This is a genomic window from Acetivibrio sp. (assembly GCF_035371925.1).
Lineage (GTDB): Bacteria > Bacillota > Clostridia > Acetivibrionales > Acetivibrionaceae > Hungateiclostridium.
Map to the genome: position 1 here is coordinate 1 of NZ_DAORXT010000066.1, position 16,339 is coordinate 16,339.

Consider the following 16,339-nt stretch of genomic DNA (forward strand, 5'->3'; position numbering starts at 1 on the left):
TGGTTTCCTTTTATTTAGTATAAAAAATCGAATTTTCCTGGGCTTCAAAAAGTATGTTTTTTCAATTTAAAAGATATTCATTATTTTATTTAGTGTGAAAAGAGATACATTGGGCATTAAAATTTTTCGATAAAATCTGTATAATTATCTGCATTTTTATTAACCTTTCTGCATATGATTCATAAGTGATATTTTTTATTGAATACTTTTAACATTTAAATTTACAGTAATAACCTAAACGGAAACTTCTTCAGTTCACCTTTCTTCTGTAAAGCACATATTATACAGTGTAAAGACAAGAACAATCAATCTAAAGGAAGGTGTACAAAATGGCTACATTATTTAAACTTGCCATTACGGCAGAAACTGCAACCTCTGTTTTAACAAAACCAGATGTGAAAAGGTATTTTTATACTTTTGACCCGCAGCACCTTGATCAAGGAACTTTGACCATTCCTGCAAATGCTTTTGTAGATGACCAAGGGGATCCGGTAAGCAGCATTACATTAGTTACACAGAACAACGGGTATTATTCACTATTTATAAATGGTGTGCTGCAGCAAGAATCGTTATATACAGTTTCGGCAAACGATGTAGTAGTAACGGATGCAAGTACCATACAAAACGACACCCCAATTATTTTGGTGGTTACGAACTTCGCCCCGGAAGCAGACTCTACAACTACAATAACAACCTGACGAAGAGAAAAGGGTGGGCCATCGGGTTACACCCTTTTATTTCGGATACAATTTTGAAAATATATGAAAAATGCCAAAATTATTCTACAAGTTTAACTTGGAGTGTGAGTTATGGGCAGCACGAGGTTACCGGATATTAATTGCTATATTACGGATAAAGACGGAAACATTTTAGATCCGTACAAACCCAATGCCGTTAATTTTACCATAAAGAAACCTTGCACCAAGGCTGTTCAAAAACAAGTACACTTACCTTCAGGGAAAATTGAGTATGTAGATAATTTTTCTGTAGAGATAAAAGGGTATATTTCCGTTTTTGCAAATGAGGAACGTATTTGTGAGCCAATACCTTTTAAGTTATTTAAAAATTTTTATCTATACGCCCCAAAAGGAACTGAGATATCATTCAAAGTATATGATTTTAACTGTTACATCGGTCAGGTTTTTTTAAAAAGCAATTTAATCAATGCAAATATAAAAGTAATGTTTGGTATTATTGCTTATTCTGAGGCCCAAGTAGACTTGATTGTTCCTGTAATTGAAAAACCATCGCAGGATGTTGGAAATTTTGAAATAAAAAAAGAATGTATTAAAGTTACTAAAATATTCCATCAGTGTTCTTTTACAAAAGAATTCAGTATTTTTTTTAAAGACGAAATTATTAGAGCTGAAGTTTATCAATATAATGCTTTATCAGACGGAATTAAAAAGACATATACCGATAAGGATGAATTAACCGAATACGGCAACCGGGGTATTCTTGATCCTCGCGAGGTTTCATATTCTTCTCTTTATGTTAATGGGGTTCTTCAGCCAAGTGCAAATTATGATATAAAAAGGGGAGTTCTTACATTAAAAACAGAAGATGCACCGCAAAAAAACGCTCCTATTGCAATCAATTTTGTTACTTTTAAAGATAAAAGGGGTATGGTTTTTCCTGGGGAAATATATTACTACAATGCAATTTCCGACGGTACGAAGAAGAAATTTACCAGCGAAGACGAGCTAAAATTTTACGGAAATAAAGGTATTATCGACCCTCAACAAGTTTCCTTTGTCAATTTGTATATCAACGGAGTATTGCAACCGGCAATTAACTATTCGGTGGAAAAAGAGCTTCTGACTTTACTGACTTCCGACATACCTCAAAAAGGTGTTCCTATTACATTGGAGTACATAACCATCAGAGATGTTTACGGCAAAATTCTTAAAGCAAAGACTTATACATATACTGCTTTGGCCCATGAAAAAAATACATATACCAATAAAGATGAATTGAAAATGTATGGAAATAAAGGTATATTAGATCCCAAAAAAGCTTCCTATTGCAACCTTTTTATAAATGCTGTGCTCCAACCGTCTGGCAGTTATTCGGTTCAAAAGGGGTTACTTACTGTAAATACCAGGGATCGACCTTTAAAAGGTGCACCTATTTGCCTGCAATTTATCAGTGTTTCTTACTCAAACTGTTATTAGTCTGTACATATCTATTATCATGCCCGTCAAAAAGTTGGAAGTTTTACCGCTTATAATGCCTATAAATTATTGAAATAAGGGTTCCCGGTTATTGCTTGCTTCCTCTCATCAAATCAATATGGCTCATATCGCGGAACCCTCATTTTTCGGCTTTTTATGTAGCGAAACTGTCTTTTTTTTATTCGTACAGAACTCTTACCCACAAGTACGGCTTGGCTTTGCTTGATACACTCAATAAAAAGCAAATTTTTCTATACAATAAAAGCTCGGGACATCGAGTCCCTTCGCTTTTGCCTCTTTCATTTCATTCCAAGAGGCCAAATAAAAAAGCAGATGAGAAAATCACCTGCTTTTGAAAAATATATGCTAAAATATATGCTAATATTATTTTACTTCCTCAATCCATCCGAAGGTATCTTCTTTCTTTCCGCTTTGAATGCCTGTGATAGTATCGTAAACAAACGCGGATGTTTCTCCGATTTTTCCGCCATTTATTTCTATTATATTACCGTTCCAGTTTAATTCACCGATAGGTGAAATTACTGCAGCCGTTCCGGTACCGAAAGCTTCTTTGAGAGTTCCTGCAGCATGAGCGTCGTAAATTTCCTGTATGCTTATTTTTCTTTCCGTTACTTTTACACCGGATGCTCTAAGAAGCTCAATTGTAGATTGACGGGTTATTCCGGCCAGGATACTGCCTTCGAGGGATGGTGTGATAACTTCATCGTTGATTTTGAAAAATACATTCATGGTACCTACTTCTTCAACATACTTTTTCTCGATTCCGTCAAGCCAGAGTACCTGGGTATAACCAATTTCCTTTGCCTTAACCTGTGCTATAAGGCTTGCGGCATAGTTGCCGGGAGTTTTTGAATAACCTATACCTCCCTTTACGGCACGGACATACTCGTTTTCAACATATATTTTTACAGGATTGATTCCTTCTTTATAGTAAGCTCCTACAGGGGAAAGAATGATTATGAATTTGTATGTCCATGACGGTCTTACACCAAGGTATGGGTCGGTGGCAATTATAAACGGACGGATGTAGAGAGAAGTACCTTCAGCTTCGGGAATCCAGTCTTTATCTACACTTACAAGAGTTTTGCATGCCTCTACGGCGAAATCAACGTCTATATGAGGTATGCACAGCCTGTCATTTGAAATATTGATTCTTTCCATGTTCTTTTTTGGTCTGAAAAGAAGGATTTTCCCTTCCGGTGTTTTGTAAGCTTTTAATCCTTCGAAGACTGCCTGACCGTAATGGAATACCATTGTACTGGGGTCCAAGGAAAGAGGTCCGTAGGGAACAATTCTTGGGTCGTGCCAGCCTTTGCCTTCAGTATAATCCATTATAAACATGTGGTCGGTAAAGATCTGGCCAAAGCCTAAATTATTCTGGTCAGGCTTGCTTTTCGGATTTTGAGTTTTTTGAATACTAATTTGGTAGGACATATTTATTTAACCCCTTTCAATAATAACATTAAAATAAAAATATTCGGAATGTGAATATTCCAATATTTATTTGCGCATATGATAATAATGATTTGATTCTTTAACCCGGAATCTAATCTCTATTATGCTACTTTTTTTTTCAAAAATCCAGTACTTTTAAACTTTGAGAAAAAAATAATTCACCGTAACACAACGTTTTTGTTGCTATGGTGTTACATTATTGCTATTATAGTTATAGCTTATTGATTAGTATGTTCGGTTAATGTTTATCATATTTTTATGAACTGAATAATGAGTTGGAGGAGAAAAATGCTGGAAAAATTTTATCCGGATTTGCAGGCAAACAGAGTACAGGATATTGACCTGGATTTTCTAATTAAAAAAAATATTAAAGGTCTTATTCTTGACATAGACAATACGCTTGTACCTGAGCATATGGAAGAAGCAGATGAAAATGCGATAGCTTGGATTGAAAAGGTTAAGAAAATGGGATTTAGGGTTTGTATTGTATCAAATGCTTCTGAAAAGCGTGTGGTTAAATTTAACGACAAACTCAATGTTGATGTCATCCATAGGGCTTCAAAACCAAACAGAAAGTCATTTCTGAAAGCTATGGAAATAATGAATACAAAAGCCTCGGAAACAGCTGTAATCGGAGACCAGATTTTTACCGATATATATGGGGGAAACAAGGTTGATGTGTTTACGATACTGGTCAATCCGATAGACAAAAGAGAGTATTTTTTTGTCAGACTGAAAAGAATCGCTGAAAAAATTGTTCTTGCAAAAATGAAAAATAGGAAAAACTAAAAATTGGAAAAAACACAATTTATCATTATAAAATAAACTGAATAATGGAGAGAGGAAAGTCTATGGATATCGATGTCAGGGTAACAGGAAAGACAAGATTGTTGGGGCTTGTTGGAAATCCCGTTGAGCATTCCATATCACCCGAGCTTCATAATTCATTGAGTACGCTTTTGGGGCTTGATATTGTTTATGTTCCTCTGGCGGTCAAGAAGGCGGATCTTGAGACAGTGGTGAAAGCTCTGAAATCATTGGATTTTATAGGTTTCAACGTTACAATTCCCTACAAGAGGGACATAATGAAGTATCTTGATGAAAATACAAAGGAATCCATATTAATGGGAGCGGTAAATACGGTAAAGAAGATTGACGGCCGCTTGTATGGCTATAACACCGATGCGGAAGGTTTTCTAAGGTCATTTAAAGAGGAGACGGGTGTGGGCTTTAAAGGCAAAAAGGTTGTACTTATAGGAGCCGGAGGAGTGGCTCGTGCAATTGCCGTTAAAATTGCCGGAGAGGATGCGGAAAAAATCAGTCTTGTAAACCGTACCGCCGAGAAAGCCATTGAGCTTGCAGATGTTGTGAATGAAAATGTAAAAGAGATAGTTCAGGTGTACAATTTTGAAGACAAAACCTTCAGGATGGCTTTTGAGGAAAGCGATATTATTATTAACACTACTTCTGTGGGCATGTACCCGAAAACTCGGGAAACACCGATTAAATTCAGTGAATGCTTCAATAAAAAACAGATTGTGTATGATGTAATTTATAATCCTGAAAAAACCAAATTTTTAAAAGATGCAGAAAAAATGGGAGCAAAGACCGTCAACGGGCTTGGAATGCTCTTCTATCAAGGAATAAGTGCTTATGAAATTTGGACAGGTGTCAAGCTTACTGAGGATATACTAAAAAGTGTTTATGATTCTTTCAAAAAATATTTAAAAGTCAAGTCGTCTAAATAATTGAAACACAAGCTGCAAATATTTGTCCGTAAAATGTCTCGGGGATAAAAATCCAGGGAGTGAGTTTATGCAAAAGCAGATCAGGAAGAAGCTTGGCGACCTTTTACTGGAAGAAGGACTTGTTTCAAAAGAAGAATTGGATAGAGCTTTAAAACTTCAGAAAGCTACCGGAAAAAAGCTTGGTGTTTTGCTGGTTTCTGAGGGAATTGTTTCCGAAGAAGATATAATGCGGGGTTTGGAGAATAAAATGGGTATTTCCCGTGTGGTTCTTGAGGAATACAACATTGACCCCGCTGTTTGCAATCTGGTCCCCGAAAGACTTGCAAGAAGGTACGAGTTGATTCCCATAGCCCAAAAAGATGGTGTCCTTACGGTTGCGATGAGTGACCCTTTAAATGTGTTTGCCATTGATGATATTGAATCTTATACGGGTATGAAGGTTGTGCCTGTAGTTGATTTTTCCTCGTCAATAAAAAATGCCATAGAAAAGTATTACAAAATACAGCATATCTTAGTGGAGCCTGTAAAAGAAAAGGGTATTTTGTTTAAAATCGACGATGAAGCGATAGAAACAGACAGTCTTGAGGAAGACAGCGAATCAGCCTTAAGGCTTGTGGATTCTATAATAGAGCAGGCGATAAGAAGCCAATCGAGCGATATACATATCGAGCCTTCGCAAAATACATTAAAAATAAGGTTTAGAACCGACGGACAGATGCATGAAGTTATGACAGACGAAATGGATATGTTAAGCGGAATTTTGACAAGAATAAAGGCCATATGCGGTATGAATCCAAACGAAAAGGCAACACCGCAAGAAGGAAGAGTTTTAGTAAGTCTAGGCCAAAAGGATTACAATCTTAAGGTATCGATTCTTCCCACTGTTTTTGGAGAAAAAATAGCAATCCGTATTGTAGATAAAAAGACTTCTGTCATTCCTAGGGAAAAACTGGGGATGACTCGGGAAGACCTTGTGAAATTCGATAAAATGATAAAGAGTCCTCAGGGCTTGATTTTGGTAACAGGTCCTGCCGGAAGCGGAAAAACTACAACTTTGTATGCTGCCATAAATGAGATTAATAATCCGAATGTACATATAATTACCATTGAAGACCCTGTTGAGTACGTTATTGAAGGGGTAAGCCATGTTCAGGTTAACAGTAAGACGGGCTTGACTTATGAAAAGGGTTTAAGTTCAATTTTAGAGCAAAGACCCGATGTAATTATGATTGGAGACATAAAAGATGCAAAAACGGCTGAAATGGCTGTAAAAGCTGCAATTAGCGGTCATCTGGTACTTGGAGCTTTTAATGCCTGTAATGCTTTGGAGGCGGTATTAACGCTTGTGGAAATGGGAATAGAGCCGTTTTATATTGCATCTTCTCTGGTAGGAGTAATTTCCCAAAGACTTGTGCGAAAAATTTGTCAATGCTGCATAAAGAAGCATTCTGCAACAGATGAAGAGCTTTCCCTTCTTGAGATGAAAGCCCCTTTGGAGCTCTGTTCGGGAAGCGGATGCATGGAGTGTTCAGGCACCGGATACAAAGGGAGATTGGGAGTTTTTGAGATAATGAATGTGGATAAAAATATAAGAAAAATCATAATGGGACTTGACGCAAAAGAAAATCTAAAAAAGTCTGAAGTTTTGAATTTGAGGGGAATGAAGACTTTAAAGGATAATGCAAAGCAGCTTGTTCTTGAGGGAAAAACTACTGCTTGCGAAATGTCGAGAATACTGTTTTCTTAAGATGGATTATAAAGATAATTTGAAATTGACTTGTCTTTCTATATAATATATATTGAAACTATACAAATAAAAACACAGAAGAGGAATATGAAATGGAAACTTTATTAGATTTGAGGATTTTTTTTGGAACGGGATTTACGGTTTTTTGCTACGTTTTTGTAGCTCTTTTCGGGCTGTTTATCGGTTCTTTTCTAAATGTTTGCATTTACAGGATACCAAATAATGAATCCATTGTTAAGCCGCGGTCCCATTGTATGAAATGCGGACACACGCTTGGTGTGTTGGACCTTGTACCTGTTTTTAGTTATGTATTTTTAAGAGGCAGATGCAGGTACTGCGGCGAAAAGATTTCACCGAGATATGCTTTGGTTGAAATGCTGACATCTGTTGTTTATGTTATTTTGCTTTGGAAGTTTGGGCTGACTGTGGACTTTTTGGCATCAGCTTATCTTATGTCCATACTCATAGCAGTGTTCTTTACCGATGTGGACCATATGATTATTCCCAACGGGCTTGTGATAGCAGCTTTAATCGGAGGAGTGCCGCTTTTTGTCTATAATATCTTAAGACCGGTTGACATTTATGGAGACCGCAATTGGTGGAATCCTCTGCTGGGTGCGCTTATAGGATTCGGATTTTTATTGTTGATAGGAGTTTTGGGTTATTTGGTTTACAAAACCGATGAAGCAATGGGCGGCGGTGATATCAAGCTGTTTGCTCCGATAGGCCTGTTTCTTGGATGGAAAATGACCATAATGACACTCTTTATATCTTTTGTTACAGCCGGAGTTATTAGCATTATATTGCTTTTACTCAAAAAGAAGGACAGAAAGAGCACTTTTGTTTTTGGACCCTTTATTGTAATCGGTACCTTTTGTACCTATCTTTTCGGATGGGAGCTTTTGAACTGGTATATAGGTTCTTTGCCTCTATATTAGTATAGATTCTACAGGCTCAAAACCGCAGGGTTTAATTGGTTTTTGAATTAATTAAAGTAATGAGCTATGTTTCCGATATCTATTATGAGATAAAGCTTAAAAAGGTGCATTTGTAATGTTTTGAGAAAATTGCTGCGTAAAAAGCATTGCATATTCTCCAAATCACCAAAAAAGGGAGGAAATCAAAATGAGTCAAATAAAAAACTATATGGAAGAGGTAGTTCTTTCGTTGATGAAGGAAGTTCTTGAGGACATTAATGTGTGTACATGCGAAAAATGTAAAATGGATATAGCAGCCATAGCACTCAATGATTTGCCTCCGAAATACATTGTGACCGATAAAGGGGAACTGTATTCGAAAGTCAATTCTTTAAAGCAGCAGTTCGAAGTGGATGTGATTTCTGCCTTGACCAAGGCTGCGGTAATGGTTAAGAGAAATCCAAGGCATGATTGAGACAGCCAAATTTTAATAATACAATAAAATCTGTGAAAAAATGATTGGTGTTTTAAAACGGTTAATCATTAGTTATAATAATATTATGCTTTAATCTTTAAGATTGGAGCATAATATTTTTTATGGGTGATTGTTCTTGGTTAGATTTGGACCTTCAGGCAATTCTGAAAGCTTCTACAAAGAGGGCCACAAATCCTCTGTTGAAATGCCTAAGTGGCTTTCTGAGATGGGCCTTGATGCTTACGAGTATCAGTGCAACAGAGGTGTTAATATTAGCAGGGAGATGGCGGAGAAAATAGGGCAGGAGGCGCAAAAAAACGATATATTCTTAAGTATTCACGCGCCTTATTATATAAATATGGCAAGCCTTGAGGAGGAAAAAAGGACAAAATCCAAAGGATATATAATTGAGTGCATGAGGCTTGCAAAATGGATGGGAGCAAAGAGAATAGTCGTGCACACAGGTTCGTACAGCAAGGTTGATAAAAAATGGGCTCTTGAGACATCCGCCAGGTTATTCGGTGAAGTGCTAAAAGAGGCAGACAGCCTCGGTATCGGAGATGTAATGCTTTGCCCGGAGGTTTTGGGGAAAAACAACCAAATCGGATCTTTAGAGGAAATAATTGAAATGTGCAAAAACAATGAAAGACTTTCTCCGACAATTGATTTTGCCCATATTCATGCAAGAGGGCAGGGAAGTCTTAATTCTGTTTACGACTTTGAAAGAGTAATAAATTTGCTGGAAAACTCTCTGGGGGTCGAGAGAGTACGGGAGCTTCATTGCCACTTCAGCAGGGTTGAATTTACAAAAGGCGGAGAGAGGAGACACTTAAGTATTGACGATACGCAGTTTGGTCCTGAGTTTTCCTATTTGGCCGAGGTGATTTTTAAAAAGAAAATGAATCCGGTAATTATTTGTGAATCAAGGGCCAATATGGCTGAAGATGCTTTAAAACTTAAGAAAATATACAATAAAATTGCAGAGGGGATGCAAAATGAAGAAAGTACTTGTAATTAACGGTCCCAACTTAAATCTTTTGGGGACCAGGGAAAAGCATATTTACGGTGAGGAAACTTTAGAGGACATTGCCAGAAAAATGAATGCCGAAGCAATAAAACTGAATGTTGATTTGAGCTTCATTCAAACCAATCATGAGGGCGAGATAATTGACAAAATACATGAGGCAAGGGGGAAAATTGATGTTATTATAATCAATCCCGGAGCTTATACCCATTACAGCATTGCAATAAGAGATGCCATAAAAGCAGTTGAAATTCCTACAATTGAGCTTCATCTTTCAAATATCCATGCAAGGGAAGAATTTAGAAGCAAGTCGGTAATTGCTCCTGTATGCGTGGGCCAGATTTGCGGATTTGGAAGTAATGGATACATACTTGCACTTAATGCTGCCCTGATGATGTAGTTATGCTCTTATAAAAGTTTGAAAACTTAACGGGAAAGGTGATTTAATGGAAAATCAGACAGGAAAGAGACTTGATAATTTAAGATTGAAGTTAAAAGAAAAGGGAATTGATGCCGCAATAATTGCAAAAAGTGCAAATTATTTTTATCTTTCGGGATTTACAGGTAGTTTTGCCTACCTGATAATTACACAAAAGGATGCTGTGCTGGTGACGGATTTTAGATACAAAGAACAGGCAAGGATTCAGGCTCCCCTTTTCGAAGTGATGGAGTACAGTGACAGCATTTATTCTTTCCTAAATGATATTTTAAAGTCAAAAGGTATTGAAATACTTGGATTTGAGGAAGATTATACATCATATAAAAAGTTTAAAGAATTTGAGGAAAAGTTTTCGGTAAAAGAGTTAAAGCCCCTTGGAGGCATGGTTGAAGTCTTGAGAATGAAAAAAGACCAAACGGAGATTGACATTATCAAAAGAGCTGTGAAAATTGCAGATGATGCTCTAAGCCATGTTCTAGGGTTTATAAAGCCCGGAGTGAAAGAGATAGAGATTGCTGCGGAACTGGAGTATTTTATGAAAAAGCAGGGGGCAAAGGGTACATCTTTTGATACGATAGTTGCTTCAGGAGAGCGTTCGGCACTTCCCCATGGAGTGGCCACGGAAAAGGTGATTGAGTTGGGAGATGCCGTAACGATGGATTTTGGAGCAATATTTGAAGGTTATTGCTCGGATATGACAAGAACGGTTTTTGTGGGAAGGCCGAAAGAAGAGCTTGTAAAGATTTACAACATTGTTCTTACAGCTCAAAAAACTGCCCTGGAAGGTGCTGTAAAAGGCTTGGAAGGCAAAAAAATTGATGCCATAGCAAGAGATATTATTTATAAGGAAGGTTTTGGATTTAATTTCGGTCATGGACTAGGACACGGTGTGGGCATTGAAATCCATGAAGATCCGAGACTTTCACCTTCGGGGGATATAATAATGGATGACGGCATGGTTGTCACTGTAGAACCCGGTATTTATGTCAAAGGTCTTGGCGGTGTGAGAATTGAAGACATGATAGTAATAAATGGAAACAGCCCTGAGGTTTTGACGGCATCGAAAAAGGAAATGATAGTATTGTGAGGACAAATGGCTTATATTTTTACTGTAAAAGAAAATTTTATCTTGAAATAGTTGCGATTTTAATTTAATATTAACTATAGGTTTATTATAACAGATTAATTGTGATAATAGTAAAGACATGCATAAGTTGGAGTAGAGCTCAATTGTACTGGTACAAGTATTTAGAGGGCCTGTGACTTATGTATTCTAAGTAATATTTTTTGGAGGGATTTTAGATGATTTCAGCTGGTGATTTTAGAAATGGAGCGACTTTTGAGCTCGATGGTCAGATATTTCAGGTTGTTGAGTTCCAGCACGTTAAACCGGGTAAAGGAGCTGCTTTTGTTAGGACAAAGTTAAAGAATATAGTAACAGGTGCTACTGTTGAAAGGACTTTTAACCCGACTGACAAGATGCCAAAGGCCCATATTGAAAGAAAGGACATGCAGTATTTATATAATGACGGTGACCTGTATTATTTCATGGATGTTGAGACATTTGAGCAGCTGCCGCTGGGTAAGGATAAAATCGGCGATTCTCTTAAGTTTGTAAAAGAGAATGTTGTTGTAAAAATTCTTTCCCATAAAGGTAATGTTTTCGGAATAGAGCCTCCTAACTTTGTTGAGCTTGAAGTAACCGAGACAGAGCCGGGCTTTAAAGGTGATACCGCCACCGGTGCAACCAAGCCTGCCGTTGTTGAGACTGGAGCTTCTATAAAGGTTCCGTTGTTTGTCAACATAGGAGATGTTATAAGAATTGACACCAGAACCGGAGAGTATATGGAAAGAGTATAACGGTTATAATATACTTGGGTTGGAAGTAAAGGCAATACATAAGGTCGCTTCCAACTTAATTTGTATTAAAGGCAGACCTGGGTATACTTAAAAGAGTATAGAGGTTAATTTAAATAAAGATACGGGAGGTATTTTATGAGTTTTATAAAGGAAAGAGTCTCATATTTAAAGGGACTTGCAGAGGGTATGAAAATTGACGACTCGGCTAATGAAGGAAAGCTTTTAAAAGCAATGATTGAAGTACTTGATGATATTGCGCTGGCTGTGGAAGATATCGAAGAGGTTCAGGAGCAGTTGGAAGAACAGGTTGACAGTATTGATGAGGACTTGGAAGAGTTTGCCAGAATCTTGTTTGATGATCAAGATGACGATGACTTTATTGCGCAGATAGAGTGTCCTCATTGCAACAAAGTGTTTGACCTCACCGAAGATATGTTGGACTGTGACAGCGATTCCTTTGAGTGTCCTTATTGCAATGAAGAAATAGCCTTTGAATGGGATTGCGACTGTGAAGACTGCAGTAGCGAGGAAGAAAACAAAGAATAAATTTTAGTATACTTGATATAAAGAATGGACATGGAAAGTATATTTCCATGTCTATTCTTTTTTTTGTCATAAAATTGGACAAATCCTAATATTAATAAATATCAAATAATACAAGCTTTAGCCGGAGGATATGTGAAACAGGGGGGGCTTTTATGGCTGCAAAAGAAGATTTCGTTTTTAATGTTGAAAAAGTACAGAGCTTTGAAAAGGATATTTTAAGAATGATTTGTCCGCCGATAAGAGATGTTTTAAAAAGAATCCCGCTTACGGAATTGATGACCACTGAAGAGATAAGACTTAGGGCAAACAAGCCTTTGATGATTCAGAACGACGCGGGAAGCTTCTTTGTAAATTCGGATGGAAGGCTTACTACCAACAGGATAAATCTATTTTATGTCAGCCAGGAACAGATAGCAAAAACGCTGGAGCTTATAAGCGAAAACTCCATTTATGCTTTTCAGGATGAAATAAGGAACGGTTTTTTAACCATAAGGGGAGGCCATAGAGTAGGTATTGTGGGACGAGTTGTTTTAAATGGAGATACCGTAAAAAACATCAAGGATGTTTCCGGGCTTAATATAAGAATATCCAGGGAAGTCGCCGGATGCTCCTCAAAAGTTTTGAAATATATCGTTACAAATGAAAAACATGTGTACAACACTTTGATTGTATCTCCCCCCCAATGCGGAAAGACCACCTTGCTTAGGGACATAACGCGGGCTATCAGTGACGGTATTGACGAAATGGGGTTTAAAGGACTTAAGGTGGGAGTTATAGACGAACGTTCGGAGATTGCGGCATGCTACAAAGGGGTGCCACAAAACAGGGTTGGGACGAGAACCGATGTGCTTGATGCATGTCCCAAACAGATTGGCATGGTAATGATGCTAAGGGCCATGTCTCCGGATGTGATTGTAACGGATGAAATTGGAAACCAGGGCGACAAGGATGCTCTGATTCAAGTATTTAATGCAGGGGTGAAAGTAATATCCACGGCGCACGGATACAATATTTCGGAATTAAAGAGCCGGAAAGAAGTCTTAAGCCTGATAGAAGAAAAGATGTTTGAAAGATATATAGTTTTGAGTGCCAGAAAGGGTCCCGGCACCGTAGAAGAGATAATTGACGGGACTGATATGAGTATTTTGTACAAAGGAGAATGAATATGCTGTTAAAAATAGTCGGAAGCCTTATTGTTTTGATATCAAGCAGTCTCTTAGGATACATGTACTCGAGGCGATGCTCAAAAAGGCCATCAGAGCTAAGAGCCCTGCAAGGGTATCTTCAAATATTTGAAAATGAGATAAGCTTTATGTCCAATGTTTTAAAAGATGCTTTTTCAAAAATATACATGTATGACGACAGTGGTGTAGCAGCTTTTTTCAAAGGTACGGTGGATGCCCTTGAAAGCGATGCAGGAATAAGTGCCGGTGAAGCTTGGGCCAAGGCTGTGAAGGAAAATATAAAAAATACGGCTTTAAACAGTGAGGATGAGGAAATAATTATTTCCTTCGGAAAAATGCTGGGAAGCTCAGATGTTGACGGACAGATAAAAAACATACGGCTTACAATTAATCAGCTAAAACTTCAGGAGCAAAAGGCAGAAGAGCTGAGAGCAAAGAATGAAGCCATGTACAGAAATTTGGGAATACTTGGTGGTCTGGCAATAATCATAATATTGTTCTAATTTTTAAGAAGCCATGAATATACTTGTACTATAAGAGGCAGACTTGGTTCCGGTTTGGAAAAGGGTCGCCAATCAAAAGTAAAACACGGAGGAGAAAAACAGATATGAATATAGATTTGATTTTTAGAATAGCGGCAATAGGAATTCTGGTATCTGTTTTGAATGCATTGTTAAACAAGTCAGGAAGGGAAGAACAGGCCATGATGACCACATTAGCAGGATTGGTTGTGGTATTGATGATGATAGTCAAGGAAATAGCCAACCTGTTTGATACAGTAAAAACACTGTTTCAGTTTTAAGATTGCAAGAGGCGGATGATAAAAATGGAAATATTTCAGATTATAGGTTTGGCATTGGTTGCTACAGTAATCGCTTTGCTTCTTAAAGCCCACAGGCCCGAGATGGCATTGCAAGTAAGTCTTGTTACGGGAATAATCATATTTCTCGTTATACTGGGAAAGATTACGGCAGTTGTGGACCTGTTAAACAGTTATGCTGAGAAAGTGAACATTGACATGGTTTATATAAATACCCTTTTAAAGATTGTGGGTATTGCCTATATTGCCGAATTTGGTGCCGAGGTGTGCAGGGATGCTGGAGAGGGGGCAATTGCATCAAAAGTTGAGCTTGCAGGAAAAGTAATTATTGTTGTAATGGCAGTACCTATAATAACTTCCCTGTTGGACCTTATAATCAGTGTTATGCCATAAATCAAGAAAGGGACGAAATTTTAATTATTTAAAATTTATTTGAATGGGGAAAAGGTGTATGAAAAACAAAAGATATTCTGTCAAATGTTTTTTAGCATTCATTCTTGCCGGTGTATTGTTAGTCTTATGCTTTGCTTTTTTGCCGATATATGCGTACGAGCAGGATGGGGCATATACCGACGACCAAAGCGTTGAGGAAAGAATTATGGAAGAACAGATTGAGACGGATGAGGTGGATTTTCTTAAGAAAGAGCTTGAAAAATACAAGAATGAAAAAATTGGAGAAATTTTGCCGGGCTATGACCCAGAGAGAATAATCCGGGATGTGGCAAAAGGACAGTTACAATTTGACGTGCCGGGTATAGCAAACAGAATTTTAAACTATCTTTTTGAAGAGATCTATTTGAATATCAACATACTGATAAAACTTACAGTATTGGTGGCGCTGTGTGCAGTCCTCAATAATCTTCAGACATCTTTTCTAAACAAAGGAGTTGGAGAACTGGCTTTTTACGTGTGCTATATAGTGCTGGTGTCCATACTTTTGGTAAGCTTCAGCTCCGTGGTAAAGGCCGGAACAGATATAATAGACCGGATGGTATACTTTATGTACTCATCGATACCGGTTTTAGTGACACTAATCATATCATCCGGAAACGTTTCATCGGGAGGAGTTTTGCAGCCTATACTCATAATGGTAGTACAAGTCAGCGCCACAATAATAAAGAATATACTTATACCCCTTATCGTACTGTCCACAATTATATCCATAGTGGACAATATATCCGATAAGATTCAGATATCAAGACTTGCCGGTTTTTTAAAAAATATAACCCAATGGACATTGGGGTTTATTCTTACGATCTTTGTGGCGATAGTATCGCTTCAGGGCGCTTTAGGAGCAGTTGTTGACGGTGTGACAAGCAAAACTGCCAAATTTGCCATAAGTACATTTGTTCCCGTGGCGGGAAAATACTTGGCCGATGCTGCCGATGCAGTAATTGGCTGTGCCCTTTTGATTAAAAATGCGGTGGGAGTAGCTATTATGATAGGAATTATAGTTATATGCGTTCTACCGCTATTGGAAATGCTTGCAGTCATCCTTTTGTACAGAATAAGCTGCGTACTTTTGGAACCTTTGGCAGAAGGGCGAATTATTAAATGCATAAGTGCTGTTGCCAGTTCCATGTCCTATATTCTAGGAATTGCAGCATCGGTAGCATTTATGTTTCTAATCACAGTTACAGCACTGATATTGGCCAGCAACATCAGTACAATGATAAGATAAATTTTAACAAACGGAGGAAAAGAATGATAGAGTTTCTAAGAAGCTGGGTTTTAAATATTGTGACTTTAGTAGTGTTTATTATGTTGATAGAGATGCTGATACCTTCCGGGAAGGTAAGGAAGATTGTAAATCTGGTTACTGGTTTTATTCTGGTAATCGGGCTTATAAATCCACTCCTTCAGTTGTTTGGAAATGGAATTGATCTTACGGAGTTTCATATGGCCGGAAGTAATTACATAGATAAAAAG

At 37.6% G+C, this 16,339-nt stretch carries 19 protein-coding genes; 18 read left to right on the forward strand and 1 reads right to left on the reverse strand.

Features of this window, described 5'->3' with window-relative positions; all coding sequences use genetic code 11:
- The first annotated feature begins 329 nt into the window (after positions 1–329).
- Positions 330–698, forward strand: a complete 369-nt coding sequence (locus PLH43_RS09565; RefSeq protein ID WP_324362485.1) for a DUF4183 domain-containing protein — start codon at positions 330–332, stop codon at positions 696–698.
- A 111-nt stretch (positions 699–809) separates the two neighbouring features.
- Positions 810–2,174: a DUF4183 domain-containing protein gene (locus tag PLH43_RS09570; RefSeq protein ID WP_324362487.1), complete on the forward strand. Its 1,365-nt coding sequence runs from the start codon at positions 810–812 to the stop codon at positions 2,172–2,174.
- 384 nt (positions 2,175–2,558) lie between these two features.
- On the opposite strand, the gene PLH43_RS09575 is transcribed toward PLH43_RS09570, so the two are convergent.
- Positions 2,559–3,629, reverse strand: coding sequence for a branched-chain amino acid aminotransferase (locus PLH43_RS09575; RefSeq protein WP_324362489.1), 1,071 nt, complete (start codon positions 3,627–3,629; stop codon positions 2,559–2,561).
- Positions 3,630–3,938: 309 nt separating this feature from the next.
- On the opposite strand from PLH43_RS09575, the gene PLH43_RS09580 reads away from it, so the two are divergent.
- From PLH43_RS09580 to spoIIIAF, 16 genes are all read left to right on the forward strand, one after another.
- On the forward strand, positions 3,939–4,439 hold the full coding sequence (locus tag PLH43_RS09580) for a YqeG family HAD IIIA-type phosphatase (RefSeq protein ID WP_324362490.1): 501 nt from the start codon (positions 3,939–3,941) through the stop codon (positions 4,437–4,439).
- A 62-nt stretch (positions 4,440–4,501) separates the two neighbouring features.
- The gene (locus PLH43_RS09585) at positions 4,502–5,398 is read left to right on the forward strand and encodes a shikimate dehydrogenase (protein ID WP_324362492.1); all 897 of its coding nucleotides are present in this window, start codon (positions 4,502–4,504) and stop codon (positions 5,396–5,398) included.
- A 67-nt stretch (positions 5,399–5,465) separates the two neighbouring features.
- Entirely contained in the window at positions 5,466–7,145 is a 1,680-nt protein-coding gene (locus PLH43_RS09590) for a GspE/PulE family protein (protein WP_324362494.1), read from the forward strand.
- 92 nt (positions 7,146–7,237) lie between these two features.
- On the forward strand, positions 7,238–8,083 hold the full coding sequence (locus PLH43_RS09595) for a prepilin peptidase (protein ID WP_324362496.1): 846 nt from the start codon (positions 7,238–7,240) through the stop codon (positions 8,081–8,083).
- 187 nt (positions 8,084–8,270) lie between these two features.
- A complete protein-coding gene (locus PLH43_RS09600; RefSeq protein WP_324362498.1) occupies positions 8,271–8,537 on the forward strand; it encodes a late competence development ComFB family protein in 267 nt (88 codons plus the stop codon).
- 136 nt (positions 8,538–8,673) lie between these two features.
- Positions 8,674–9,555 (forward strand): TIM barrel protein, encoded by an 882-nt coding sequence (locus PLH43_RS09605; protein ID WP_324362500.1) that lies wholly within the window; start codon positions 8,674–8,676, stop codon positions 9,553–9,555.
- The gene (gene aroQ / locus PLH43_RS09610) at positions 9,533–9,961 is read left to right on the forward strand and encodes a type II 3-dehydroquinate dehydratase (RefSeq protein ID WP_324362502.1); all 429 of its coding nucleotides are present in this window, start codon (positions 9,533–9,535) and stop codon (positions 9,959–9,961) included. The genes PLH43_RS09605 and aroQ overlap by 23 nt, the downstream gene beginning before the upstream one ends.
- A 46-nt stretch (positions 9,962–10,007) precedes the next feature.
- The gene (locus tag PLH43_RS09615; protein WP_324362505.1) at positions 10,008–11,087 is read left to right on the forward strand and encodes an aminopeptidase P family protein; all 1,080 of its coding nucleotides are present in this window, start codon (positions 10,008–10,010) and stop codon (positions 11,085–11,087) included.
- A 215-nt stretch (positions 11,088–11,302) separates the two neighbouring features.
- Positions 11,303–11,860, forward strand: a complete 558-nt coding sequence (gene efp, locus PLH43_RS09620; protein WP_324362507.1) for an elongation factor P — start codon at positions 11,303–11,305, stop codon at positions 11,858–11,860.
- A gap of 135 nt (positions 11,861–11,995) precedes the next feature.
- A complete protein-coding gene (locus tag PLH43_RS09625; RefSeq protein WP_324362508.1) occupies positions 11,996–12,406 on the forward strand; it encodes a CD1247 N-terminal domain-containing protein in 411 nt (136 codons plus the stop codon).
- Positions 12,407–12,558: 152 nt separating this feature from the next.
- Entirely contained in the window at positions 12,559–13,569 is a 1,011-nt protein-coding gene (gene spoIIIAA, locus PLH43_RS09630; RefSeq protein ID WP_324362510.1) for a stage III sporulation protein AA, read from the forward strand.
- A gap of 2 nt (positions 13,570–13,571) precedes the next feature.
- A complete protein-coding gene (gene spoIIIAB, locus PLH43_RS09635; protein ID WP_324362512.1) occupies positions 13,572–14,093 on the forward strand; it encodes a stage III sporulation protein SpoIIIAB in 522 nt (173 codons plus the stop codon).
- A 104-nt stretch (positions 14,094–14,197) separates the two neighbouring features.
- A complete protein-coding gene (gene spoIIIAC, locus PLH43_RS09640; protein ID WP_069193630.1) occupies positions 14,198–14,392 on the forward strand; it encodes a stage III sporulation protein AC in 195 nt (64 codons plus the stop codon).
- A gap of 24 nt (positions 14,393–14,416) precedes the next feature.
- Positions 14,417–14,803 (forward strand): stage III sporulation protein AD, encoded by a 387-nt coding sequence (gene spoIIIAD, locus PLH43_RS09645; protein WP_324362518.1) that lies wholly within the window; start codon positions 14,417–14,419, stop codon positions 14,801–14,803.
- Between the two features lie 58 nt (positions 14,804–14,861).
- Entirely contained in the window at positions 14,862–16,091 is a 1,230-nt protein-coding gene (gene spoIIIAE / locus PLH43_RS09650) for a stage III sporulation protein AE (protein WP_324362520.1), read from the forward strand.
- A 23-nt stretch (positions 16,092–16,114) separates the two neighbouring features.
- Positions 16,115–16,339: stage III sporulation protein AF (spoIIIAF, locus tag PLH43_RS09655; protein WP_324362522.1), on the forward strand; the 225-nt coding region annotated here is incomplete at its 3' end.